Raw genomic sequence first — 22,997 nt, forward strand, 5'->3', positions numbered from 1 at the left:
GCTCGCGGCGCGCAACACCCAATCAACAACACAGTGAAAACAGAGGAAACTTCGATGCGATCGATGTGGCTTGGTCTTGTGTCGGCAGTGCTGCTGGCGACGTCACCGGTAAAGGCGCAGGACGGCTATCCGTCCAAGCAGGTGACGGTGATCGTCCCGTTCGCCGCCGGGGGCACCGCCGACATCTTTGCGCGCATGGTGTCCAACCATTTGCAGGTGAAGCTTGGCAAGCCGTTCGTGGTCGAGAATGTCGGCGGCGCCGGCTCGATCCTCGGCGTGACGCGGCTGGCGAAATCGGCGCCCGACGGCATCACGCTCGGCCTTGCCAGCACCTCCGCGCTGGCGATCAATCCGTCGCTGTACGGACCCAAGCTCAGCTACCAGCCGGACAAGGATCTGGTGGCAGTCGCGCAGATCAGCGTTGTGCCCAACGTCCTCGTGGTCAATCCCAACAAGATCAAGGCGCGCACCGTGCCGGAGCTGATTGCCTACCTCAAGGCGAACCCGGACAAGGTCTCGTTCGGCTCGGCCGGCGTCGGTACCTCGCAGCATCTCGCCGCCGAGCTGTTCCAGCAGATGACCGGCACCAAGATGGTGCACGTGCCCTACAAGGGCTCGAGCCAGATGCTGACGGACCTGCTCAGCGGCCAGATCGATCTCGCCTTCGACAACGTGCCGCTGCTGCTGCCGCAGGTGAAGACCGGCCAGCTCGCGATGCTCGCGACCGCAACGCCCAAGCGCGCCGATTTCGATCCGCAAGTGCCGGCCGTCGCCGAATTCCTGCCGGGCTTCGAGGCTGTCGCTTGGCATGGCTTCTTCGTTCCCGCCGGGACGCCGAAGCCGATCGTCGAAAAGCTCTCGGCCGAGATCCGCGCCTTCATGCAGCAGCCGGAGACGGTGCAGAAGATGGCCGAGCTCGGTGCGACCGCGGTCGCGGTCGATTCCGAGCCCTTCAAGGCCTACATCGCCTCCGAGACCGAACGGTGGAAGAAGGTGATCGAGGTCGCGAACATCAAGATGGAGTAGGGGACGAGGGAGATCGGGCGGGGCGAAAATCCCAATCTCTCCAACGTGATGTCAGCGTGAATTGATCCTGTTCGGGAGCGACGATCCGCGACCCGTCGGTCGGATGTGCCGTGGGAGACGCGAGCACGGTCGGCCGTCGCGGTGTCAGAAGGTCATATCCAATTCACGGGCGGTTCACGTTCCGCTTCGCCTCGCCCGCTAAGTTGCGCCCATGACGGAAGGATCGCGCAACTTGGCATAGGAGGGACGCGTCATGACTGTCCTGCTGAGAAACACCTTCAAGGCCTGGATCGACCGTGCGCCGGGTGCGCCGCCCAAGCTGGTCATGGTCGGCGACGTCCGGGTACCGACCAACGGTTGGCAGGCCCGGCTGACCAAGCGCTCGCCGCAGGGCATCAATCCGAAGATCCTGATCCTCGACGTGAGCGCGCAGCAGTCGAGCGGCGAAGCGCTGGAGGGGATCACCACGATCCCGCTGCGCTACGAGGAAAGTCCGCCGCAGGACGAGTACGGCCAGGTGATGATCGCGCACGGCAGGGGCGAGATCGTCGTCAACATCGGACGCCCGAATTAGGGCCTCGATCCGGGCGCGCTGCGGTTTCGCGCCCGGGCCGTTAGCCTTACCGGTCAAGGTTGACGCGACATGGCGCTCACATCGACGGCGGCGATCGCTATATTTTCAGGGCTTAAACAGTAACCGCGTCTTGAGAGTACGATGTCCCGTTCCCTTGAATTGATCGTCGAAGGCTATGTGCGGCTGAACGACCGCGATGCGCTTCACGATATCCTGGCGCACCGGCAGGATCTCCTGCGGCAGCTGGTCTCGGTCACCGGCGTCGATCCGAAGCAGGCCATCGCGCAGGTCAGCGAGGAGATCACGATCATCGAGGCTGGCCTCGCCACCCTCGCGCCAGACTAGGGCGTTTCCGGTCAACAGACCCGTGCACCGTAGCGCTTGCCAGTCCAGAAGCGAGCGGTTAGAACGCTGCCACGCCTGAGCCGTGATTTGCGCCAAACGCGCTTCCGGCCGCAGTCGGACAAATCAGTAAGCCATTGAATTTGTTCGGCTATTCCGTTGGGGAATGGTGTAACGGTAGCACAACAGACTCTGACTCTGTTTGTCTTGGTTCGAATCCAGGTTCCCCAGCCAGTTCCGGGCGCGCTCCCAGCTTTTGTTTGACCCCGCTGCCAATCGCGAGACGCTCGCGACGGTTTGCCTCATCTCGGCCCGGTCGGATTGTCACCCGCTCCGTCGTCCTTGGGACACACAACCCAAGGAGATCCCAAATGCCCTATGTCGATGGTTTCGTGCTGGCCGTGCCCAAGGACAAGATCGAGGCCTACAAGGCGCTGGCGCGAACGGCCTGTGCGGTCTGGATGGAGCACGGCGCGCTCGATTATATCGAGTGCATCGGCGACGACGTGCCCTATGGCGAGCTGACCTCGTTTCCGCGCGCGGTGATGGCGAAGGAGGACGAGGTGGTCGTGTTCTCCTGGATCATCTACCGCGACCGCGAGACCCGCGATGACGTCAATAAGAAGGTGATGGCGGATGCGCGGCTGAAGGGCGGCGACATGCCGTTCGACGGCAAGCGCATGATCTATGGCGGCTTCACGACGCTGCTTCAGGCGCACTCGCCGTAGCGCATGGCGACCGGTTGAGGCGACCGCCGGGCAGGCGTTGCCCGGCAAACGTCGCGGTCCCTATTGGGACAGTGCCTCGCCCAGCCGGCGCGGGAAGATCAGCCGCGCCGCTTCCGGCCGCGCTTGACGGCGCGCTTTCTCGGCGCGCGTCTTTCGCTCCGAGCTGGCTCCGTCAAGCTCCATGGAATTTTCGCCTTGAGCTGCTCCCTGGCGCCGACGAGGTTGGGGGTCTGGCTGTATTTGAGGCGGCGGAGCTTTGCCGTGACCAGCTCGCTCAATTCCTGGAACGACGGATTCGTGCCGCGACCGCGCTGCTCCCGCAACACCTTCGCCATGCAGAACGTATAGGCGCCGTACGACGTCACGCCGTCGCGATATTCGTAGGAGAGCTGCTCCTCCTGGCAGGCCTCGAGCAGGATCGGCAGATAAGGGCCGTGATGTCCGAGCTCGGCTCTTATCTTGTTGTAGTCCTTGTCCGGTTTGGTGCGGAGCGCCATGCCGCGCCCGAGCCGCTGCGTCGCGCCGTTGCGGCCGACGTAGTCGGCGCCGTTCCTGCGCTTGCTCAGGCTCTCGTTCAGCGGCTTGAAGTCGCGCGGCACCCACATGCCTTCGCTCGCCTCCCATCGCAGCGCCCGGTGACGGATATCGTCGGGCGGCGTGAGGCCACGGATGCGCGGACCGCCGTCGCGCGTCATGCCGCCGGAATGGCAGCAATCGAGCATGGCGACGAAATAGCTGTCATACGGCAGCTGCGAGTAGAGCTGGGCGAACTGGCGGTCCAGGATGGCGTGCTCGGGCGTCCAGTCGAAATCGTAGGGCACCAGGCACTCGTCGACGCGATCCGGCGTGCCGGCCGGACTGTATCTGGGCATCTGGGCGCCGTGGCCCGAGTAGAACAGCATGCGCTCGTCGTCCTTGCGCACGCCGTCGAGCAGCCAGTGCAGCCGCTCCAAGATGCCTTGCGTCGTCGCACGCTCGTTGAGCACGACGCGGATCTCGTCGGCCTTGAAGCCGCTTTCCTGGAGCACCGAGCTCATCAGGAACACGTCGTTGACGCAGCCTTCGAGCCGGTTGGCGGGATCGGGATAGTCGTTGATGCCGATCAAGAGGGCGCGGCGGGTCGGCCTTGCGTCGATGCGCGCGACCTCGCGCGCGGCGCCGACGATCGAGCGCGATGTCGGCACCGGGACCACGTCGTGCCAGACGGTGGCGACGGTCTCGGGACGCGAGAGGTACCAGGTCGCGTTGTGGTTCAAGACGTCGTTGGGGACGTCGAACGGCGTCAGCACCTGCTGGAAATTGTCCGCGGCGATCTCGAGCGGGTAGGTGAGGACGCGATCCTCCTGGTTGAACAGGTGGTACCACTTCTGGCAGGGAAGGTCCTTAATGCGGCCGGCGAAGATGTCGCGCACGGCGGGATTGCCGATCTGCGAGCCGAACGTGACGAACACCTTGTCCTTGATCGCATTCGGATTGCGCACGAACGTGTCGTAGCAGATCAGCGAGCCGAGGCTGTGAGCGAGGACGACGTCGTAGTTGCCGCTCTTCAGCTTGTCGAGAACGGTGTTGCGCAGCGTGGTCTGCAACTGCTCATCCACCGACCACTGGGCGACCATGCCCGCGGTCCACCTGATCAGGGTCGGGACATCTTCGAGGCTGCGCGTGCCCGCAACGAGATCTCCGATTCCGTGGACAGTCGCGCTCGCCAGCAGCTTTGCCAGCGCGACGCCGTAGGTAACAAGGTTCGGCGGGTTCTTGTCGAACAGCTCGTCATAGGAGAGGAAGTCGATGGCCGGGTTGAGGCTCTGATCGACGGACTGGACCGCGCGTATGATCGCCTCGGACCATGATTTTCGAAACTCGGCGTCGATCTCGGAATGGCCGACGCCGTGAACGCAAAGCAATGAAAGTCTTGTGCTCAAATGAACCTCCCGAAAAAAATGCAACTTTACATTGCCGGAGGGGCGGACTCAAGCTGTCGCCGGATGGACAGGCGCGACGACTTGTCCCGGAAAGCTTGTCGCGGTGAGGCGCAGGTCGTCCCGCGAGTCGCGGAACGGGCCGCAGCGAACGCGGCGTCACGGTGCCTGGTGCTTGTTGTGCTGCAGCGACGGCGCCGAAACTGCCGCGGCGGCTGCCGCCGTCACGTGGCGGTTGTCGAGTTCAGATCGAGCGACGCCAGATAGAATGCGGATTGCTCCGCAGGCAACACCGTAGCACCCCGTTGCACCTTGCCGGTACCCGGCCGTCATGCCATCCTCCCACGGCCAGGCATAAACAAACGGAAGCGGGCGCTTTGCCACAGCTTGCAAAAAGCCTTGGTCGGGGAAACCCTTTGGGAGGTCTGATTTCATGAATTTGAAGCATGTCACCGGGCTGCTTTGCGTAGCCGCGATGTCGCTTGCGCTGACGTCCGTCGCGCAAGCGCAGGACAAGGTCGTCAAGATCGGCGTGATCATGCCGATGTCCGGCGGCACTGCCTCGATCGGCGCGCATGCCAAGGCGGCGCTCGATGTCGCAACCGACATCATCAACAACGCCCATCCCGAGCTCGGCAATTTCCCGCTGGCGAAGAACGCAGGCCTTGCCGGCCTCGGCGGCGCCAAGGTCGAGGTGATCATCGCCGACAACCAGGGCAACCCGGCAACCGGCCAGAACCAGGCGCTGCGTCTGATCACGGAAGAGAAGGTCGCGGCCGTGTTCGGCTCCTATCAGTCCGGCGTGACGCTGACCTCGAGCGCGATCGCCGAGAAATACGGCGTTCCCTTCCTGAATTCGGAGTCGGTTGCCGCCAATCTCACCGAGCGCGGCTTCAAATGGTTCTTCCGGACCACGCCGATCGCGACCGACTTCGCCAAGATCTATGTCGACTTCCTCGCCGACCTCAAGGCGCAGGGGGCCAAGACCGAGAGCGTCGCGATCGTTCACGACAACACCGAGTATGGCACCTCGGTCGCGAACACGATCACCGGGGCCTTCAAGGACAAGGGCCAGCCGATCGCGCTGGACGTCGCCTATCCCGTCAACGCGACCGACCTGCAAGGGCAGGTGCTCCAGCTCAAGGACAAGAAGCCCGACGTCGTCATTATGATCAGCTACACGTCGGACGCGATCCTGTTCGCCAAGACCATGCAGTCGCTTGACTACAAGCCGGCCGTGCTACTCGCCGACGATGCCGGCTATTCCGATCCGTCCTTCACCAAGGCGGTCGGCAAGATCTCGCAAGGCGTCTTCAACCGCTCGTCCTGGGTCGTTGGTCCCTCGGGTTCGCCGTCGGCCATCATCGCCGACATGTACAAGAAGAAGAGCGGCGAGGACATGGACGACACGGTGGCGCGGCAGATGCAGGGCTTCTTCGTGCTGGCCGACGCCATCGACCGCGCCGGCTCGACCGAGCCTGCCAAGATTCAGGCCGCGCTGAAGGCGACGGACCTGAAGCCCGAGCAGCTCATGATCGGCTACAAGGGCGTCAAGTTCGACGACAAGGGCCAGAACATACTCGCCTCCGGCGCCATCATCCAGCTCCAGGACGGCGAGAACTATGTCGCGGTGTGGCCGAAGGCCAATGCCGAGAAGCCGCCGATGCTACCCTACAAGGGCTGGTGAACGTTCTTGAAGGCGGGGCCGCGCGCCCCGCCGTTTCCCAAATGATTTGATCAGAGCAACGCGGCTCATGTCCTTCGTCCTCGTGCAGGTGATCGTCGGCGGGCTTCTGCTTGGCGCCGTCTACGCCCTGTTTTCTTCCGGCCTCACGCTGGTGTGGGGCATGATGAACATCGTCAATTTCGCGCATGGCGACTTCGTCATGCTCGGCATGTACGTCGCTTATGTCGTCTACACGCTGATGGGGGGAGGGCCCATCGTCGGCGCGCCGCTGGCGATGCTGGTGCTGGCGACGCTCGGCGTCGTGGTCTATTTCGGCCTGATCCGCGACATCATGAAGGGGCCGATGCTGGCCCAGATCCTCGGCACCTTCGGGCTCGCGCTGCTGCTGCGCTATTCCGTGTTCTGGTGGTTCGGCGCCAATTTCCTGTCGATGCCGCCGAACATCGTCGGCGGCACCTATGCATTCGCTGGCCTGCGCATCGAGGCCTCGCGGCTGCTGGCCGGTGTCGTCGCGCTGCTGGTGACGCTCGGCCTGCATCTCTTGCTGACGCGCACTCGCTCGGTTCGAAGATGCTGGCGGTGGCGGAGGACCAGACCGCGGCCCAGCTCATGGGCATCCGGCCCGACAGCATGCAGGCGATCGCCTGGGCGATCGCTGCGGGCGCCACGGGGCTCGCCGGCGCGCTGATCGCGAACTTCTTCTACATCGTGCCGACGGTCGGCGAGACGCTCGGCATCGTCGCGTTTGTCACGGTGTCGCTCGGCGGCTTCGGCAGCGTGCCTGGAGCGCTCGTCGCAGGCCTTCTGATCGGCGTCATCGAGTCGCTTTCAGGCTATCTGATCGGCGCGGTCTACAAGGACATCGTCGTCTATGTCCTGTTCCTGTTCTTCCTCTGGTTCCGGCCGCAGGGCCTGATGGGGAAGATGTGATCCGGCGCTGGATCTCGCTCTCGGCCGTCGCGGCATTCGCGATCGCCTATCCGCTGCTGCTGTCCTCGCCGTTCCAGCAGCGCCTCGGCGCGCTGGTGCTGCTCTATGCCATCGCGGCGTCGGCCTGGAACATCGTCGGCGGCTATGCCGGGCAGGTCTCGGTCGGCCATGTCGTGTTCTTCGGCTGCGGCGCCTATGCCGCGATGGGGTCTTACGCCAAATTCGGCCTGTCGCCGCTGTTCGGCATTCCCGGCGGCATCGTGCTGGCGGTCGGGCTCGCCGCGATCGTCGGCGTGCCGACGCTGCGGCTCTCAGGCCATTATTTCAGCATGGCGACGATCGCGGTGGCCGAGACGATGCGGCTGATCGTCACCAACACCGAATGGCTGGGCGCGGCCGTCGGTCTCTCGGGGCCAGCCGTGCCGCGCAACATCTTCGATCTCTCCTTCCTGTCGTCGCTGCCGTATTATTATCTCTTCCTCGCCGTCCTCGTGATCACGCTGCTGATCACCTGGTGGATGACCAACAGCCGGATGGGATTTTACCTGCGCGCGATCAAGGATTCCGAACGCGCCGCGCGCTCACTCGGCGCGCCTGCCAGCCGCACCAAGCTTTACGCCTACATGCTGAGCGCGGCACTGACGAGCGTCGCCGGCGCGCTCTATGCGATGATGTTCGGCTTCGTCGATCCGGAGTCCGGGCTCGGCATCCTGATCTCGGTGAAGATCCTGATCATGGCGGCGCTGGGCGGGGCAGGGCTGTTGTTCGGTCCGCTGGTGGGAGCTGCGATCCTGGTGCCGCTGGAGGAGATCTCCAATAGCTGGCTCGGCGGCAAGGGTGCCGGCCTCACCTTCGTGGTCTATGGCGCGATCATCGTGCTGATTGCGCGCTTCCAGCCCGGTGGCCTGCTCAGCCTGTTCACGGGACGGAGCAAGAAGACTGAGAAGGGAGCGAGCCATGCTCCTTGAGGCGCGCGGAATCACCAAGGCATTCGGCAGCTTCAAGGCGGTGGACGATGCCTCCGTCACGCTGGAGCAGGGCGACATTCTCGGCCTGATCGGCCCGAACGGTGCCGGAAAATCCACCTTCTTCAACTGCCTCACCGGCGACCTCGCGGCCACCTCCGGCCGCGTCCTGTTCGCGGGGAGCGACATCACCGACTTCACGCCGGAGCAGCGCGCCGGCCTCGGTCTTGCCCGCACCTTCCAGGTGCCGCAGACGTTCGAGGGCATGACGGTGCTCGAGAACGTCATGATCGGCGCGTTCCTCCGCACCTCGCATCGCAAGGAAGCCGAGTCCAAGGCGCGCGCCGTGCTGGAGCGCGTCGGCATGAGCCGTCTTGCGGATGCGCCGGCACGCTCGCTCGGCACCCCCGGCCGCAAGCGGCTGGAGATCGCCCGCGCGCTCGCGACCGAGCCGAAAGTGCTGCTGCTCGACGAGGCCATGGCCGGCCTCAACGCCAACGAGGTGAAGCTCGCGATCGATCTCGTCCGCGACATCCACCGCTCCGGCATCACGCTCGTCATCGTCGAGCACATCATGGAAGTGATCATGTCGCTGGCGAGCCGCGTGATGGTGTTTCATCAGGGCAAGGAGATCGCCCGCGGCTCGCCACGCGAGGTCACGTCGAACCCGGCGGTGATCGCGGCCTATCTCGGCACCCGCGCGGCCAAGGCCGCCGCAGGCCATACGCCGGTCGAGCTGATGGGCGGGCCGGACCTATGAGCGGAGCACTTCTCAAGATCGAGCACCTCGAAGTGCGCTACGGCGACCTCATCGGCGTCTCCGACGTGTCGCTGGAGGTGCCGGAGGGGAGCGTCGTCGCGCTGCTCGGCTCCAACGGCGGTGGCAAGACCACGACGCTGAACGCGATCGCGGGCCTCATTCCCGTGCATTCCGGCAAGATCAGCTTTCGCGGCGAGGAGATCGCCGGCCAGAAGGCTTTTGCGATCGTGCGCAAGGGCCTCGCGCTCTCGCCGGAAGGCTGGCGCCTGTTCGTGCAGCAGAGCGTCGAAAACAACCTCGTGCTCGGCGCAACGCCGCTGCACGACAAGTCGCGCCAGGCCGCGCTGCTCGAACGCGTCTACGAGATCTTCCCGCGCCTGAAAGAGCGCCGCAACCAGCGCGCCGGCACCATGTCCGGCGGCGAGCGGCAGATGCTTGCGGTCGGCCGCGCGCTGATGAGTGATCCGAAGCTGTTGATGCTGGACGAGCCCTCGCTCGGCCTCGCGCCGGCGGTGGTCGAATCCATGTACGAAACCTTCGGCCGCCTGCATCGCGAGGGCCTCACCATCCTGCTCGCCGAGCAGTCGATCGAGCTCGCGCTGGAGGTCTCGGACTTTGCGACAGTGCTTCAGGTCGGCAAGAGCGTGCTGTCGGGCACGGCCGCTGCGCTCGCGGAAGACCCGCAGGTGCAGAAGGCCTATCTCGGCGTGGATTGAGCGATCTCAGCCCTGAAGCATGATCCGGAAAAGTGCGCAGCGGTTTTCCGAAAAGAACATGCGCAAACAACAAGCAAAAGCGCGATGACGCTCCATCCTGATCTCATCGCGCTTTAGCGAATCCCGTTATTTGATCTTGTCGTAGGCCGCCGCGAAATCGTTCAGCGGCATCGGGATCGCGATGGTCTCCTTGGCCATGTTCTGGAAGGAGACCTTGAGCTGCTTGCCGGAGCGCAGGGCGGCGAGCAGGTCGGCCGCGATCGGCGTCGAGGCGTAGCAGCCGCGGTTCTCGCAGGTCTGGATCTGGAGGTCGAACGACTTGCCCTCGTCGACCTGGAGCTTGGCCCCGACAGGCAGGTTGAGGCCGAGCGGCAATTGCAGCAGCGCGATCGGCGTGCGGGTGTCGGGTGCGATGCGGATGTTGACGAGGACGACGGTCTGGCCGGTCTTGGTTAGCACCGCGTTCTGCTCCATCGCGCATTCGAGCGGTGCATCGCGGCTGGCGCTGGTGCAGCGGACGATCCAGCCCGGCTGTCCGGGGGAGCTTTCTGCCGGTTGCTGCGTCGGGGCAGGAGCGGGCTGTGCGGCGGCGGCCGGCGCGGGAGCTGCGTTCTTCTTGGCGCCTTGCTGGGCGTACGCGGCGCTGGTCGACAACAGGACAGCAGCAGCGAGGGCGACAAGTCTGGATTGCATGAGCATGGCGAAACCGCGTTGGCGTGAACCGAGGGCCTCGCTGTAGCGTCGCGGGAGCCGCGGCGCAAGGCTGCTCGCAAGCCTACTCGGCGGCTTCCTTGACGGTGCCGTGCTCGTGCGCCTCGTGGCCTTCGCCGTCACCCGAACGGCCCCAGCGGGAGAACCAGTTGTTGAGCTCGTCGAGATAGAGATAGACGACAGGCGTCGTGAACAGTGTCAGCGCCTGGCTGACGATCAGGCCGCCGACCATGGCGTAGCCGAGCGGCTGGCGGATCTCGGCGCCGGTGCCGTGGCCGAGCATCAGGGGCACGCCGCCGAGCAATGCTGCCATCGTCGTCATCATGATCGGGCGGAAGCGGAGCAGCGCGGCCTGCCGGATCGATTCCTCCGGCGTCTTGTGCTCGTCGCGTTCGGCAGCAATGGCGAAGTCGACCATCATGATGCCGTTCTTCTTCACGATGCCGATCAGGAGGATGATGCCGATCAAGGCGATGAGGCTGAAGTCGAAGCCTGCCGCCATCAGGATCGCGAGCGCGCCGACGCCGGCTGAGGGCAGGGTCGACAGAATCGTGATCGGATGGATGTAGCTCTCGTAGAGGATGCCGAGGATCAGATAGACCACGACGAGCGCGGCGAGGATCAACAGCGGCACGGTGCCGAGCGATTGCTGGAACGCCTGCGCGGTGCCCTGGAAGCTCGAGTTCAGTGTTGGCGGCGCGCCGAGATCGGCCATCGCCTTCTGCACGGCCTCGGTGGCCTGGCCGAGCGCAACGCCCTGGGCGAGGTTGAAGCTGATCGTGATCGCCGGGAACTGGCCCTGGTGGCTGATCGAGAGCGGGCGGACCGGATCGGTGGTCCAGGTCGCAAAGGTCGACAGCGGCACCTGGTCGCCGGTCAGCGGCGATTTCAGATAGAGCTTGTTCAGGCTGTCGAGGCTGCCCTGCATCTCCGGCAGGATCTCGAGGATCACCTTGTAGGTGTTGAGCTGGGTGAAATACTGCGTCACCTGCCGCTGCCCGAACGCGTCATACAGCGTGTCGTCGATCAGCTGCGGCTGGATGCCGTAGCGCGAGGCGGTGTCGCGGTTGATCTTGAGCTGGACCGTGGTGCCCTGCGTCTGCTGGTCGGTCGCGACGTCGCGCAGCTGCGGCAGCGTCTGCATCTTGGCGAGGATCTTCGGCGCCCAGTCGTTGAGCTCGGCAAGATCGGCGTCCTGCAGGGTGAACTCGAACTGCGTACGCGTCGGCCGGCCGCCGAGACGGACGTCCTGCGCCGCCTGCATATAGAGGCGGGCGCCCGACACTTTCTCAAGCTTGGGACGCAGCCGGGCGATGATCTCCTGAGCCGATGCCTTGCGGTCGTTGCGCGGCTTCAGGGTGATGAACATGTTGCCGTTGTTGCCGGCGCGGCCGCTACCGCCGATGTTCATCGCGATCGTGGCGACGTCGGGGTCTTCCATTACGATCTTGCCGAGCTCGACCTGGCGCCGCTGCATCTCCTTGAACGAAATGTCCTGCGAGGCTTCCGAGGTCGCGGTGATCAGGCCGACGTCCTGCTGCGGGAAGAAGCCCTTCGGGATCAGCACAAAGAGGTAGACCGAGAGACCGAGCGTGGCGAAGAAGATCAGAAGCGTGGTGCGCCGCCAGGCCAGCGCATGGTCGAGCCCATATTCGTAGCCGCGCAGCATGGCGTCGAAGGCGCGCTCGCTCCACTGGTAGAACTTGCCGTGGGTCACCTCGCCATGGGCGCGCAGGAAGCGCGAGGCCATCATCGGCGTCAGCGTCAGCGACACGAACATCGAGACGAAGATCGTCATCGCCAGCACGACGGCGAATTCACGGAACAGGCGGCCGATGATGCCGCCCATCAGGAGCAGCGGGATCAGCACCGCGACCAGCGAGATGCTGATCGACACGATGGTGAAGCCGATTTCCTTGGAACCGCGGAAGGCCGCCGCCATCGGCGATTCGCCTTCCTCGATGTAGCGCGTGATGTTTTCCAGCATCACGATGGCGTCGTCGACGACGAATCCGACCGCGATGGTGAGCGCCATCAGCGACAGATTGTCGAGCGAATAGCCGGCCACCCACATCAGCGCGCAGGCGCCGAGTAGCGCCAGTGGAACCGTGATGGTGGGAATGACGGTCGCCCAGAAGCTGCGCAGGAAGATGAAGATGACCATGACCACGAGGGCAATGGTCAAGAGCAGCGTGAATTGCACGTCCTCGACCGCGGCGCGGATGGTGGTGGTGCGGTCGCTGATGAGCTCGATCTTGATCGCGGGCGGGATCGCCGCCACGAGCCGGGGCAGGGTTGCCTTGATCCGGTCGACGGTCTCGATGACGTTGGCACCCGGCTGCTTGAAGATCACCAGGAACACGCCGCGCTTACCGTTGGCCCAGGCCGCCTGCTTGGCGTCCTCGGCGCCGCTGACCGCCTGGCCGATGTCGCGTATGCGCAATGGACCGCCGTTGCGATAGGCGATGATGACGTCGTTCCAGTCCTTGGACTGGGTGAGCTGGTCGTTGGCGTAGATCGTGTAGGCGCGCTTCTCGCCGTCGATATTGCCCTTGGGGCTGTCGACCGTGGTGATCGCGATCTGGCTGCGCACGTCCTCCATCGACAGGCCCTTGGCCACCAGCTTTGCCGGATCGACCTGGATGCGGATCGAGGGTTTCTGCTGGCCGCCGATGAAGACCTGGGCGACGCCCGAGAGCTGGCTGATCTGCTGGGCGAGCTGGGCGTCAACGGCGTCGCTGACGCTGGTCAGGGGCAGCGTCTCGGACGTTGCCGACAGCAGCAGGATCGGCGCGTCGGCCGGGTTGACCTTGCGGTAGGTCGGCGGCGAGGGCAGGTTCTTCGGCAGCTGGCCGCTGGCGGCGTTGATCGCGCCCTGCACGTCGTTGGCGGCGCCGTCGATGCTGCGGTTGAGGTCGAACTGGATGGTGATCGAGGCGGTGCCGAGATAACTCGTCGAGGTCATCTGGGCGATGCCTGGAATCTGCGCGAACTGGCGCTCCAGCGGCTGGGCCACCGACGAGGCCATGGTCTCGGGGCTGCCGCCCGGCAAATTGGCGGTGATCTGGATGGTCGGGAAGTCCACCTGCGGCAGCGGCGCGACCGGCAGCAGGGGGTAGGCGACAAGACCGACAAACAGAATGCCGGCCATCAGCAGCGAGGTGCCGATGGGATAACGGATGAAAGGTGCCGAAATCCCGCCCTCGGTCATTCCTGTCGTACCTTGTTCTGGGCCGGATCCGAGCTCGCCACCGTCGTCGAGACGAGGCTTCCGGGCTGCACCTTGAATTGACCGCCGGTGATGACCTGCTGGCCGGGGCTCAAGCCTTCGTCAACGACCGAACGTCCGTCGATGCCGTAGCTGACCTTGATCTTGTGCACTTCGGCCTTGCTGTCCTGGTTGACGGTATAGGCGTAGAGGCCGTTGGTGGAGTGCTGAACCGCGTCATCCGGGACCACGGTCGCATCCTTCAGGGTGCGGACCAAAAGGCGTGTCGACACCGACTGGCCCGGCCACAGCGCGTGGTCCTTGTTGTCGAACACCGCCTTGAGCCGAATAGTCCCGCTGCTCGTGTCGACCTGGTTGTTGATGACCGCGAGCTTGCCCTCGGCCAGCGTCTTCTTGCCGTCGGTGGTGAAGGCGATCACCTTGAGCGCGCCGGCCTTCTGGCCCTCGCTGATATAGGGCAGCTGGTCCTCCGGCGCGGTGAAGATCACCGAGATCGGCTCGACCTGCGAGATCATGACGATGCCGGTCTGCGAGGAGGCGTTGACGATGTTGCCGATGTCGACCTGGCGCAGGCCCGCGACGCCGGTGAACGGTGACTTGACCTGCGTGTAGTCGAGCTGGGTCTGGGCGTTGGCGATCGCGGCCTCGTCGGCGGCGATCTGCGCGGTGAGTTGGGCGACGGTGGAACGCTGGGTGTCGACGCGCTGCGCGGTCGCGAATTCGCCGAGCTTCATGGCGCGCTGGAGCTCGAGATTGGCGTTGGCGAGATTAGCCTCGTCCTGCGCTTTCTTGGCCTTAGCCTGGTCGAGCGCGGCTTGATAGGGACGGGGATCGATCGAGATCAGAAGGTCGCCTTCCTTGACGATCTGGCCCTCTTTGAACTCGAGCTTGTCGATCTGGCCGTCGACCCGGGTGCGGACCTGGACGGTGTTGAAACCCTGGACCGTGCCGAGACCGGTCAGATAGACCGGGAAATCGGCCTTCTGGACCGGCGCGACGCTGACGGGAACGGCGGGCGCGCGCGGCGGACCTTTCTGCGCTGTCTGGGCTTTTCCGGCGTCGGGCGAGCCGTATTTCTGCCAACCATAGTAACCCGCGGAGGCCACGGCCGCGATGATCAGAATCCAGAGGATCGGCCGGGACTTTTGCATATCGTCTCGTGTCGGCTCTTGTGCCCTATTTAAACGAATTATGGGGCAATCGTAGGGTTCCAGCGCGCTTGTATAATACACGCCAAGTTCCAGTGTAAACAGCACTATCGGTGCAGAATCCTAAACAATTGGAAAGCTTTGCACGGCTTAGGCAGCACCGTGGCACTACGGTGTGCAGTGCTGCATTTTCCCTGAGCGAACGATCAGCGTGCAAACTTTGTGCAATGCTCGGACATGGTGTGGACGAGAGCAGCATGGGACGGGTGGAAGTCCGGCGCAGCCGAACCCAAGAACGGTTCTAAATTCTGTCCAGACCGTTTCGGTTGTCAGGAAAATCGGCATCGTCCATATCGGCGCCGCCACAAGGGAGCGCAGGATGGACGAATTGAACGGCAAGCTGATCGCGTGTCAGATCTTGATCACGGGGTTGATCGCGCGAGTCGCCAACGAACAGCGCGATCCCTTGCGCTTCCTCACCGACTTCCGCGACGAGATCAAAGCCGTCGTCAATGGCGTCAACATCGCCGGGCTGGACAACACCGATCGTGTCCGCGCGATCGCGCAGAAAAACGTCGACGAATTGTTCTCGCTGATGAAGCCGCCGAGCAGCGACTGAAGCCGTGTGCGCGATGCCGATCGCGACGTGCTTTTCGCGCTTGTTTTAGAACGAGTCCAATCTCTGTTTAGAACCGTTTCAAACTACAGTTTAGAATCGTTTTGATCTTGACGTATTCAAGGGTTCTCGCGGCTTGCCCGCATTGACCCGCTATTTTGCCGCCGATACCAACAGCCCATCGCTCGTCGAAGTGAGTGAGCGAACAAGAAGATGGGGCGTGTTGTAATGGGGCAGGTGGTCGCACCGAAATCGCTGCGTTCGGTCGTAGCGTTCGACGCGGCGGATGAGAAGTCCGCGGGCATTTCCGGCAAGAAGGTCTCGGCGGTCGCGAGCCTGATCGCGGCGGCGACGGTGTCGACCGGCGCGGAAGCGCAGCAGTCGAACCTGCCGCCGGTCACCGTCGATGCTCCGGTTCAGCGTCCGCGTCCAGCGGCTTCGAAGCCCACGCCGGAGCAGGTCCGCGCGCGCAACGCGCTTCGCCGTGCCGCGCAGCGCCAAACGCGCTTCGCCGTGCCGCGCAGCGCCAGCAGGCGCAGCAGGCTGCCGCGCCCTCGGGCCCGGCCGGTGAAGTCGACCGGAATCCCTATGCCGATCCGGCGGCGCCCTACAAGGTCGACCATGTCCAGGCTTCGGGAAAATTTCCCGAACCGATGCTGAACACGCCGAAGACCATCACGGTGCTCAGCAAGGAAGTGCTCGAAGACAAGAACGCCACGACACTGAAGGAGATCGGGCGCTCGACCGCCGGCGTGACACTGGGCTCGGGAGAGGGCGGCAACGCGTTCGGCGATCGCTTCTTCATCCGCGGCTTCGACGCGCGCAACGACGTCTTCATCGACGGCATCCGCGATCCCGCGGTTTCCATCCGCGAGAACTTCTTCACCGAGCAGATCGAGATTCTGCGCGGTCCTGCATCATCCTATGCCGGCCGCGGCACCGCCGGCGGCGCCATCAACATCGTCACCAAGCAGGCGGGCGACGTCAATTTCCAGCGCATGGATACCGAGTTCGGTACCGACAGGACCAAGCGCGTCACGATCGACGTCAACCAGGTCGTCGACCCGACGTTCTCGGTGCGCACCGGCGGCCTGTTCCAGGACGCCAACATTGCCGGACGCGACTACGTGACCGATAATCGCTGGGGTACGTTCCTCTCCACGAAGTATACCCCGACCAACGACATCAAGATCACGACGAACTACGTCCACACCGATCTCAGCGGCCTGCCGGATTTCGGCGTGCCCTATTACAAGCAGGGCAACGTGCCGGTGACCTCGGCGGGCATTCCGCGCGGGGTCTGGTACGGCTTCCTCAACCGCGACTTCCAGACCGCGCGCCAGGATTTCGGCACCGGCACGGTCGAGTACAAGGTCAACGAGGCCATCACGCTGAGCAGCAAGGTGCGCGGCGAGCACTCGCTGCTGAACTATATCGGCACGCTGCCGCAGAATCCGATCACGACCAGCCTCAATCCGCTGCTCTGGACCACGACGGCGAGCGCACAGAGCCGCTACCAGGGGGTGGATGTGTGGGCCAACCAGAACGAGGCGACGTTCAAGCTCGACACCGGCGGGGTCAAGCACACGGCGGTGTTCGGCGTCGAATATACCAATGAGAACATTTCGATCGACCGTTACGCGGGTCTCTCGTCGGAACTCGCCGGCTCGCCCTTCACGAGCAGCGGGGCGATCTCGGGCGTCAACGTCTATTCTCCCCAGTACACTTATCTCTCCGGCTTCAGCTCGCCGTCGCTGACGGGCAATCCGACGCGCTATGGCGTCAACACCAGCAGCGTCTACGTCATGGACACCGCGAACTGGCAGGACACGATCATCGTCAATGGCGGCGTGCGCTATGACGGTTACAGCCAGAGCTCGTCGACGAACACGGCCTACCTCAAGCAGAACAACGATCTCGTCAATTACAACGTCGGCGTGGTCTACAAGCCGATGTCGATCGGCAGCGTCTACGCGGCCTACGCGACCTCGGCCAATCCGTTCGGGTCGGAGCTCGACGCGACCGCCACCGATTACGGTGGCGTTCCGGCGAACACGGCCATTTTGCTGGGCCCCGAGCGCAACAAGGCGGTCGAGGTCGGCACCAAGTGGGAGCTGGTGGATCGCCACCTGCTGGTCAGCGGTGCATTGTTCCAGACCACGAAGGACAACGCCCGCGAGACCGTCAACAACCTGCTGACTTCGGGCGCGGCCTACCGGATCCAGGGCATCGACATCGAGGCGGAAGGCAAGATCACGGATCGCTGGAGCATCTTCGGCGGCCTGGTGCTGATGCAGTCGAAGGTCACGCAGAGCGGCATCGCCTCCAACATCGGCCTGCAGCTTGCCAACATCGCCCACCAGTCGTTCAGCATGCTGACCAAGTACAAGTTCGACGGCGGCTGGGAGCTCGGCGGGCAGGCGGTGTACCGCTCGAAGGTCTATGGCGGCACGTTCGCGGCCAACACCGGCAACGAGCTGCCGAGCTATTGGCGCTTCGACGCGTTCGTCGAGAAGAAGATCGACAAGAACTGGACCATGAAGTTCTACGCCCAGAACCTCACCAACAAGCTGTACTACGACACGCTCTATCGTAGCGCCGTGCCGTTCGTGGCGGTCGCGCCGGGCAGGGCATTCTACCTCGTGACAACGGCGAAGTTCTGATCATGTTGACCTGCCTGCCTGGCGTTCTCAGCAAGGATGATGTGGCGGATTTCCGCCGCATCATGGACGCCAGCGCGTGGGAGGACGGCCGCTCGACCGCGGGCGCACAATCGGCCATGGTGAAGCGCAACGAGCAATTGCCCCCCGATAGCGAGGTCGCGCGCAAGCTCGGCCACCGCATCATCTCGGCGCTGACCTCGAACCCGCGCTTCATCGCGGCGGCGATCCCGCTCCAGATCTTCCCGCCGCTGTTCAACCGCTATGCGGCGGACAGCGGCCATCATTTCGGGCTGCATGTCGACAATGCGATCCGCGGCGACCGGATGACCGGCCTTCGCATCCGCACCGACCTGTCGGTCACGCTGTTTCTCGCCGAGCCGGAAGAATATGACGGTGGCGAACTTGTGATCGAGGACACCTACGGTTCGCACGAAGTCAAGTTGCCAGCCGGCGACTGCGTGCTCTATCCCTCGACCAGCCTTCATCTCGTGACGCCCGTGACGAGGGGAACGCGGGTTGCGTCTTTCTTCTGGCTTCAGAGCATGATACGGGACGATCAAGCCCGTACCATGATCTATGACCTCGACACCGCGATTCAGGCGCTGGTGGATCGGCTCGGGCGTGACGATCCCGAAACGGTCAAATTGACGGGTATCTATCACAACCTCATTCGCTACTGGGCCGAAGTATGAAGACCATGTCCTTCCAAGCAAGCCTTGCCGCAGCTGTCGTCCTGACGGCCGCCTGGCTCGCATCTCCTGTTTCCGCCCAGACCCCGCCGGCGGCCCCGGCCCAAGCGACGGCGCAGCCGGCTGCGACCGGCGCCTGCGGCTCCCGCAGCCACCGCGCCGGCGGCCGTAAAGTCTGAGACGGCAGCGGGCATCGCGCCGGCCATGAAGGAATTGTCGCCCTGGGTCATGTTCATGTCGGCGGACGTCATCGTGAAGGCGGTGATGATCGGGCTCGCCTTCGCCTCGCTGATGACCTGGACCGTCCTGATCGCCAAGTCGATCGAGCTGTCGGTCGCATCAAGCAAGCTTCGTTCGGCGCTGAAGAAGGTCGCGGAGGCCCGCTCGCTCGCGGAAGCCCAGATGGCGCTTGGCGCCAAGGGGGGCATCCTGCCGTCCTTCCTGGCGGCGGCGTTGCGCGAGGCGCGGATGTCTGCCGGCCTGTCCAGCGATGCCGGCATCAAGGAGCGCGCGGCCTCGAGCTTCCAGGAGATCGTGCGCGCGGAGGCACGGCGGATCCGCGTCGGCATGGGCGTGCTCGCGACCATCGGCTCGACGTCGCCCTTCGTCGGCCTGTTCGGCACGGTCTGGGGCATCATGAACAGCTTCATCGGCATCTCGAAGTCGCAGACCACGAACCTCGCCGTCGTCGCGCCCGGCATCGCCGAAGCGCTGCTCGCCACCGCGATCGGTCTCGTCGCCGCCATTCCCGCCGTCATCATCTACAATCACTTCTCGCGCATGACGAAGGGCTATCTCGAGCTCGTCAGCCGTGCCTCGGGCGCGGCGGCGCGGCTGCTGTCGCGCGACCTCGATCGCAGCCACGGCAGCGCGCATTCACGCGCAGCGGAGTGAACCATGGGCGTTTCGCTCGCAGACAACGATGACGACGACGATTTCGCGGAAACGCATGACATCAACGTCACGCCGTTCATCGACGTCATCCTGGTGCTGCTGATCATCTTCATGGTCGCAGCGCCGCTCTCGACCGTCGATCTGCCGATCGACTTGCCGACCTCGAGCGCGATGCCGCAGAAGAAGCCGGACAAGCCGACCTATGTCAGCATCAAGCCCGATCTGACGCTGGCGATCGGGGAGAACCCGGTCAAGCGGACCGAGCTGATCGGCTCCCTCGACGGGATGTCCGAGATGAGCAAGGACAAATACGTGTTCTTGCGGGCCGACCGCGCCGTGCCCTACGGCGAGTTGATGGCCGTCATGGAGATCCTGCGTGCCGGCGGCTATTCTCGTGTCAAGCTGGTGGCACTCGAAGCGCCTGCTGCGGCGGCTGGGCCGTCGCAAGCGGCGCCCCAACCTTGAGTACGGCGCGATGTCCGATCCTGTGACCGAGGTGAAAACGCCGCGGCGGCTCTGGGTTCTGGCCGCGGTGGCGGCACTTGCCCTTCATCTTGGCGGCGCCGCGCTGGCGCTGGCGAACTTGCGGGCGGACGACGGCGACGATGGCCTCGGGGCCAACGGCGCGGAATTTGCCGTCGAAATGACCTCGCCGAAGCTGCCGGAGACGGATCTGCCGCCGGGTCCGGACAGCGAGGCCTCGCAGTTTCAGCCGCAGCAGATGGAACAGAAGGCCGAGGTCAAGGAGACCGATCTCCCGAAGGAGATGCCTCAGGAGGCCGAGGACCCTGACAGGCTCGTGACCGAGAACGACTCCAAGAAGCCGGTCGAGGACACCACGAAGGTCGCCAAGGTCGAAACCCAGGCCGTCGAGGAGGCGCCGAACTCGGTCGAGTCGGCCAAGCAGGCGTTGAACGAGACCGCGCGCGAGGATGAAAAGGCTGCCGCCCCCCATCAGGGCATCGGCAAGGACATCCGGAGGTTGACCGCGGAGTGGGGCAAGCGGATCAGCGCCTATTTCGAGCTTCACAAGCGCTATCCCAAGGACAAGAGCAAGACGACGACGGTCAAGCTCAGCCTGGTGTTGAACCGGCGCGGCAATGTGGTCTCGGTCGATGTCACGGAGTCCTCGGGCGATCCGGCTTTCGACAACGAGGCCGTCTCGATGGTCCGCCGCTCCGATCCGGTGCCGGTTCCGCCGGCCGAGCTCACGGACGATCAGTTCGCCTTCAGCCTGCCCGTGAACTTCAAGAAGCCGAAATAGCCTGGCTCGGATCTTGGCCCGTCAGCGCCAGTAGAGCCGGATCCCGACATAGACCACGACCAGGCAGACGAAGATCAGCGCCACCGGCAACGGCCGCTTCTGGGTTCCGCTGGCCGCAGTCGAACCGAAGAAGTTGGCCTTTTTCGGTTTCGGCGGCGGGCGCCGGAAAGCGGTAACATTGTCCGCGGCCGGCTCGGCTTGGCGGGGGCGGACGTCGGGCGCGGTTCCCGCACCGCCCATCTCGGCATAGTAGGCCTTGTAGATCGCGCCGATGGTGGCCTCGGTGGCCTCGCCCTCGCTCATCTGCGCCAGCAGGTTCTTGTAGCTGGCGAGGAACTCCTGGGCGTCTGGAGGCAGCGCGGACGCCCCGTTGAGCTTGGCCATCATCTTCCAGGTGGCAAAATCGGCGCGGGCACGGGTGTCCGCGCGACGCGCGATCAACATATCGGCAGCTTTGACCAAGTCGGCCTCTGGCCCTTCGGCCGGTGTTCGGGTGTCCAGTCAACTACGCATTGCCGGTCAGGAAGAGAACAGCCTGAATCACATAACCGGTCAACGTCCGCAGTATTGCTGAGATAACATCAAGATTTAGACCGAACTGCGAGCCCGCCAGCGGCAGCAGAATCAAGAGGCCGATCAGGATCAACATACCGAACGGCTCGAGCCGGGCCAGGGGCAAAGCGAGCGGTCGCGGCAGCAGCCCGACCGCGACGCGGCCGCCGTCGAGCGGCGGGATCGGCATCATGTTGAACACCGCCAGGATCGCGTTGATCAGGAGCGCATTCTTGAGGTTGTCGAAGATCCATTGCGCCGCGCCGGCCGGCGCGAAGGGCAGGGCGTGCAGGGCAAGCGCCGCCGCCAGCGCCAGCAGGATGTTGGTGGCAGGGCCAGCCAGCGCCACCCAGACCATGTCGAGCCTCGGATGGTTGAGCTTGCGGAAATTGACCGGCACCGGCTTGGCATAGCCGAACAGGAACGGCGAATGCGCAAACAGCAGCATCGCCGGCAGGATCAGCGTGCCGAACGGGTCGATGTGCCTGATCGGGTTGAAGCTGACGCGGCCGAGCTGCGCGGCCGTGTTGTCGCCGAGACGGTGCGCGACGAAGGCGTGCGCGGCCTCGTGGAAGGTGATGGCGAGCACCAGCGGCAGCACCCACACCGAAATGTCATAGAAGGAAACGTTCACGGCTCGTCCGTCCCGGTTTGTACCTCATGGCCTTGCAGCCAACCCGGCCAATCCGGTGGTGAGGCAACGCGTCAGGTCAGGATATGGGACGCCAGTTGCGAAATCCCAAGCTGTAGATGATCCGCCAGCAGGCCGCCCGCACGCGACAGGTTGCGCGCGCGGTGGAGGCGGATGTCCGCTCCCGGCGAGCGCGGCAGCGTCGACAGCGCGCAGGCGAGGAGGGCGATGGTGCCGGCTTTCACGACCGTGATCGCAAGGCCCTGCGCCGCGATCGCTTCCACCGCCGCCAGCGTCCGGCTGACAAAGGCGAGCCGCCAGGACCGGCCGGCGGCATCGAGGGCCTCCGCGGCCCATTGCCGAAACAGGCAGCCTGGTGGATAGAGCGCGACCGGCAGCGTATCGCGCGCTCTGACTGGATAGGACGCGGCTGCCGCCCACACCGCCTGCTCGCGCCGCAGCAGCTCGCCGGCGCCTTGTCCTTCCGGGTGCATGGCAATGACGAGGTCATAGGCCTCGCCGAGCCTTGCCGGCATGGTCGCGGTCAGCCCGGTCTCGATCTCGACCCTGACGTCCGGATGGTTTTTGGCAAAGCGCGCGAGCAAGGGTGGAATGATGATCGTGCCGTAATCCTCCATCACGCCGAGGCGGACCACGGCTTCGCGCTTGCGTGCGTGGAGCGCATCGATTGCTTCCGCATTGAGGTCGAGAAGCCGCCGCGCATAGACGAGGAGTTCGTCGCCTGCTGTGGTCAGCAAGACGCCCGCCCTGGTGCGTTGAAACAGCCTTGCACCAAGCCGCAGCTCCAGGCGCTTGATCTGGACGCTCACCGCCGATTGCGTGCGGTGGAGCGTCGCGGCAGCGCGTGTGAACGAGCGATGCTCGGCAATGGCGACAAACGCCTTCAGCAGGTCGGGATCGAGAATAGGTGCAGTCATGATGAAAACTTATCC

At 64.4% G+C, this 22,997-nt stretch carries 21 protein-coding genes, 1 tRNA gene and 2 pseudogenes; 17 read left to right on the forward strand and 7 right to left on the reverse strand.

Annotated elements, in window-relative coordinates; all coding sequences use genetic code 11:
• Positions 1–54: 54 nt before the first annotated feature.
• From FOM02_RS20435 to FOM02_RS20455, 5 genes are all read left to right on the forward strand, one after another.
• Entirely contained in the window at positions 55–1,026 is a 972-nt protein-coding gene (locus FOM02_RS20435; RefSeq protein ID WP_027557369.1) for a Bug family tripartite tricarboxylate transporter substrate binding protein, read from the forward strand.
• A 253-nt stretch (positions 1,027–1,279) separates the two neighbouring features.
• Positions 1,280–1,600: a hypothetical protein gene (locus FOM02_RS20440; RefSeq protein WP_027557370.1), complete on the forward strand. Its 321-nt coding sequence runs from the start codon at positions 1,280–1,282 to the stop codon at positions 1,598–1,600.
• Positions 1,601–1,741: 141 nt separating this feature from the next.
• Positions 1,742–1,945 (forward strand): hypothetical protein, encoded by a 204-nt coding sequence (locus FOM02_RS20445; RefSeq protein ID WP_027557371.1) that lies wholly within the window; start codon positions 1,742–1,744, stop codon positions 1,943–1,945.
• 157 nt (positions 1,946–2,102) lie between these two features.
• Positions 2,103–2,176, forward strand: a tRNA-Gln gene (locus tag FOM02_RS20450).
• Between the two features lie 137 nt (positions 2,177–2,313).
• Entirely contained in the window at positions 2,314–2,670 is a 357-nt protein-coding gene (locus FOM02_RS20455; RefSeq protein ID WP_027557372.1) for a DUF1428 domain-containing protein, read from the forward strand.
• Between the two features lie 98 nt (positions 2,671–2,768).
• Here the strand turns inward: FOM02_RS20455 and FOM02_RS20460 are convergent, their stop codons facing one another.
• Complete coding sequence (locus FOM02_RS20460) at positions 2,769–4,592, reverse strand: caspase family protein (RefSeq protein ID WP_051377946.1); 1,824 nt, start codon at positions 4,590–4,592, stop codon at positions 2,769–2,771.
• Positions 4,593–5,022: 430 nt separating this feature from the next.
• On the opposite strand from FOM02_RS20460, the gene FOM02_RS20465 reads away from it, so the two are divergent.
• The 6 genes from FOM02_RS20465 to FOM02_RS20490 all read left to right on the forward strand — a co-directional run bounded on the left by FOM02_RS20465 (position 5,023) and on the right by FOM02_RS20490 (position 9,647).
• Positions 5,023–6,276: an ABC transporter substrate-binding protein gene (locus FOM02_RS20465; protein WP_027557373.1), complete on the forward strand. Its 1,254-nt coding sequence runs from the start codon at positions 5,023–5,025 to the stop codon at positions 6,274–6,276.
• A 67-nt stretch (positions 6,277–6,343) separates the two neighbouring features.
• Positions 6,344–6,964, forward strand: coding sequence for a branched-chain amino acid ABC transporter permease (locus FOM02_RS20470; protein ID WP_265442101.1), 621 nt, complete (start codon positions 6,344–6,346; stop codon positions 6,962–6,964).
• Positions 6,886–7,206 carry an ABC transporter permease subunit gene (locus FOM02_RS20475; RefSeq protein ID WP_265442102.1) on the forward strand — a complete coding sequence of 107 codons (321 nt, stop codon included), beginning with the start codon at positions 6,886–6,888 and terminating at the stop codon, positions 7,204–7,206. The genes FOM02_RS20470 and FOM02_RS20475 overlap by 79 nt, the downstream gene beginning before the upstream one ends.
• On the forward strand, positions 7,203–8,174 hold the full coding sequence (locus tag FOM02_RS20480; protein ID WP_231164344.1) for a branched-chain amino acid ABC transporter permease: 972 nt from the start codon (positions 7,203–7,205) through the stop codon (positions 8,172–8,174). The genes FOM02_RS20475 and FOM02_RS20480 overlap by 4 nt, the downstream gene beginning before the upstream one ends.
• A complete protein-coding gene (locus FOM02_RS20485; RefSeq protein ID WP_027557376.1) occupies positions 8,164–8,931 on the forward strand; it encodes an ABC transporter ATP-binding protein in 768 nt (255 codons plus the stop codon). The genes FOM02_RS20480 and FOM02_RS20485 overlap by 11 nt, the downstream gene beginning before the upstream one ends.
• Positions 8,928–9,647: an ABC transporter ATP-binding protein gene (locus tag FOM02_RS20490; protein ID WP_027557377.1), complete on the forward strand. Its 720-nt coding sequence runs from the start codon at positions 8,928–8,930 to the stop codon at positions 9,645–9,647. Before FOM02_RS20485 ends, FOM02_RS20490 begins: the two co-directional genes overlap by 4 nt.
• A gap of 126 nt (positions 9,648–9,773) precedes the next feature.
• On the opposite strand, the gene FOM02_RS20495 is transcribed toward FOM02_RS20490, so the two are convergent.
• From FOM02_RS20495 to FOM02_RS20505, 3 genes are all read right to left on the reverse strand, one after another.
• Positions 9,774–10,346: an invasion associated locus B family protein gene (locus tag FOM02_RS20495; RefSeq protein WP_027557378.1), complete on the reverse strand. Its 573-nt coding sequence runs from the start codon at positions 10,344–10,346 to the stop codon at positions 9,774–9,776.
• Between the two features lie 76 nt (positions 10,347–10,422).
• Positions 10,423–13,569, reverse strand: a complete 3,147-nt coding sequence (locus FOM02_RS20500; RefSeq protein WP_027557379.1) for an efflux RND transporter permease subunit — start codon at positions 13,567–13,569, stop codon at positions 10,423–10,425.
• Entirely contained in the window at positions 13,566–14,738 is a 1,173-nt protein-coding gene (locus FOM02_RS20505) for an efflux RND transporter periplasmic adaptor subunit (RefSeq protein ID WP_027557380.1), read from the reverse strand. The genes FOM02_RS20500 and FOM02_RS20505 overlap by 4 nt, the downstream gene beginning before the upstream one ends.
• A gap of 376 nt (positions 14,739–15,114) precedes the next feature.
• Between FOM02_RS20505 and FOM02_RS20510 the strand changes: the two genes are divergently transcribed.
• The 6 genes and pseudogenes from FOM02_RS20510 to FOM02_RS20535 all read left to right on the forward strand — a co-directional run bounded on the left by FOM02_RS20510 (position 15,115) and on the right by FOM02_RS20535 (position 20,861).
• Positions 15,115–15,354 carry a hypothetical protein gene (locus FOM02_RS20510; protein WP_027557381.1) on the forward strand — a complete coding sequence of 80 codons (240 nt, stop codon included), beginning with the start codon at positions 15,115–15,117 and terminating at the stop codon, positions 15,352–15,354.
• A gap of 225 nt (positions 15,355–15,579) precedes the next feature.
• Positions 15,580–18,014 (forward strand): annotated as a pseudogene (locus FOM02_RS20515) (TonB-dependent receptor).
• A 2-nt stretch (positions 18,015–18,016) separates the two neighbouring features.
• Positions 18,017–18,706, forward strand: a complete 690-nt coding sequence (locus FOM02_RS20520) for a Fe2+-dependent dioxygenase (RefSeq protein WP_027557383.1) — start codon at positions 18,017–18,019, stop codon at positions 18,704–18,706.
• A pseudogene (gene exbB / locus FOM02_RS20525) lies at positions 18,703–19,597 on the forward strand (tonB-system energizer ExbB). Before FOM02_RS20520 ends, exbB begins: the two are co-directional and overlap by 4 nt.
• Positions 19,598–19,600: 3 nt before the next feature.
• Positions 19,601–20,062 carry a TonB system transport protein ExbD gene (gene exbD, locus FOM02_RS20530; RefSeq protein ID WP_027557385.1) on the forward strand — a complete coding sequence of 154 codons (462 nt, stop codon included), beginning with the start codon at positions 19,601–19,603 and terminating at the stop codon, positions 20,060–20,062.
• Positions 20,063–20,072: 10 nt separating this feature from the next.
• On the forward strand, positions 20,073–20,861 hold the full coding sequence (locus FOM02_RS20535; RefSeq protein WP_027557386.1) for a cell envelope integrity protein TolA: 789 nt from the start codon (positions 20,073–20,075) through the stop codon (positions 20,859–20,861).
• 21 nt (positions 20,862–20,882) lie between these two features.
• On the opposite strand, the gene FOM02_RS20540 is transcribed toward FOM02_RS20535, so the two are convergent.
• The 3 genes from FOM02_RS20540 to FOM02_RS20550 all read right to left on the reverse strand — a co-directional run bounded on the left by FOM02_RS20540 (position 20,883) and on the right by FOM02_RS20550 (position 22,982).
• Positions 20,883–21,305 (reverse strand): hypothetical protein, encoded by a 423-nt coding sequence (locus FOM02_RS20540; protein WP_027557387.1) that lies wholly within the window; start codon positions 21,303–21,305, stop codon positions 20,883–20,885.
• Between the two features lie 61 nt (positions 21,306–21,366).
• Complete coding sequence (locus FOM02_RS20545; protein WP_027557388.1) at positions 21,367–22,047, reverse strand: site-2 protease family protein; 681 nt, start codon at positions 22,045–22,047, stop codon at positions 21,367–21,369.
• Between the two features lie 71 nt (positions 22,048–22,118).
• On the reverse strand, positions 22,119–22,982 hold the full coding sequence (locus tag FOM02_RS20550; RefSeq protein ID WP_265442103.1) for a LysR substrate-binding domain-containing protein: 864 nt from the start codon (positions 22,980–22,982) through the stop codon (positions 22,119–22,121).
• Positions 22,983–22,997 lie beyond the last annotated feature (15 nt).

Source organism: Bradyrhizobium sp. SEMIA (genome assembly GCF_014844175.1).
Taxonomy (GTDB): Bacteria; Pseudomonadota; Alphaproteobacteria; order Rhizobiales; family Xanthobacteraceae; genus Bradyrhizobium; species Bradyrhizobium arachidis.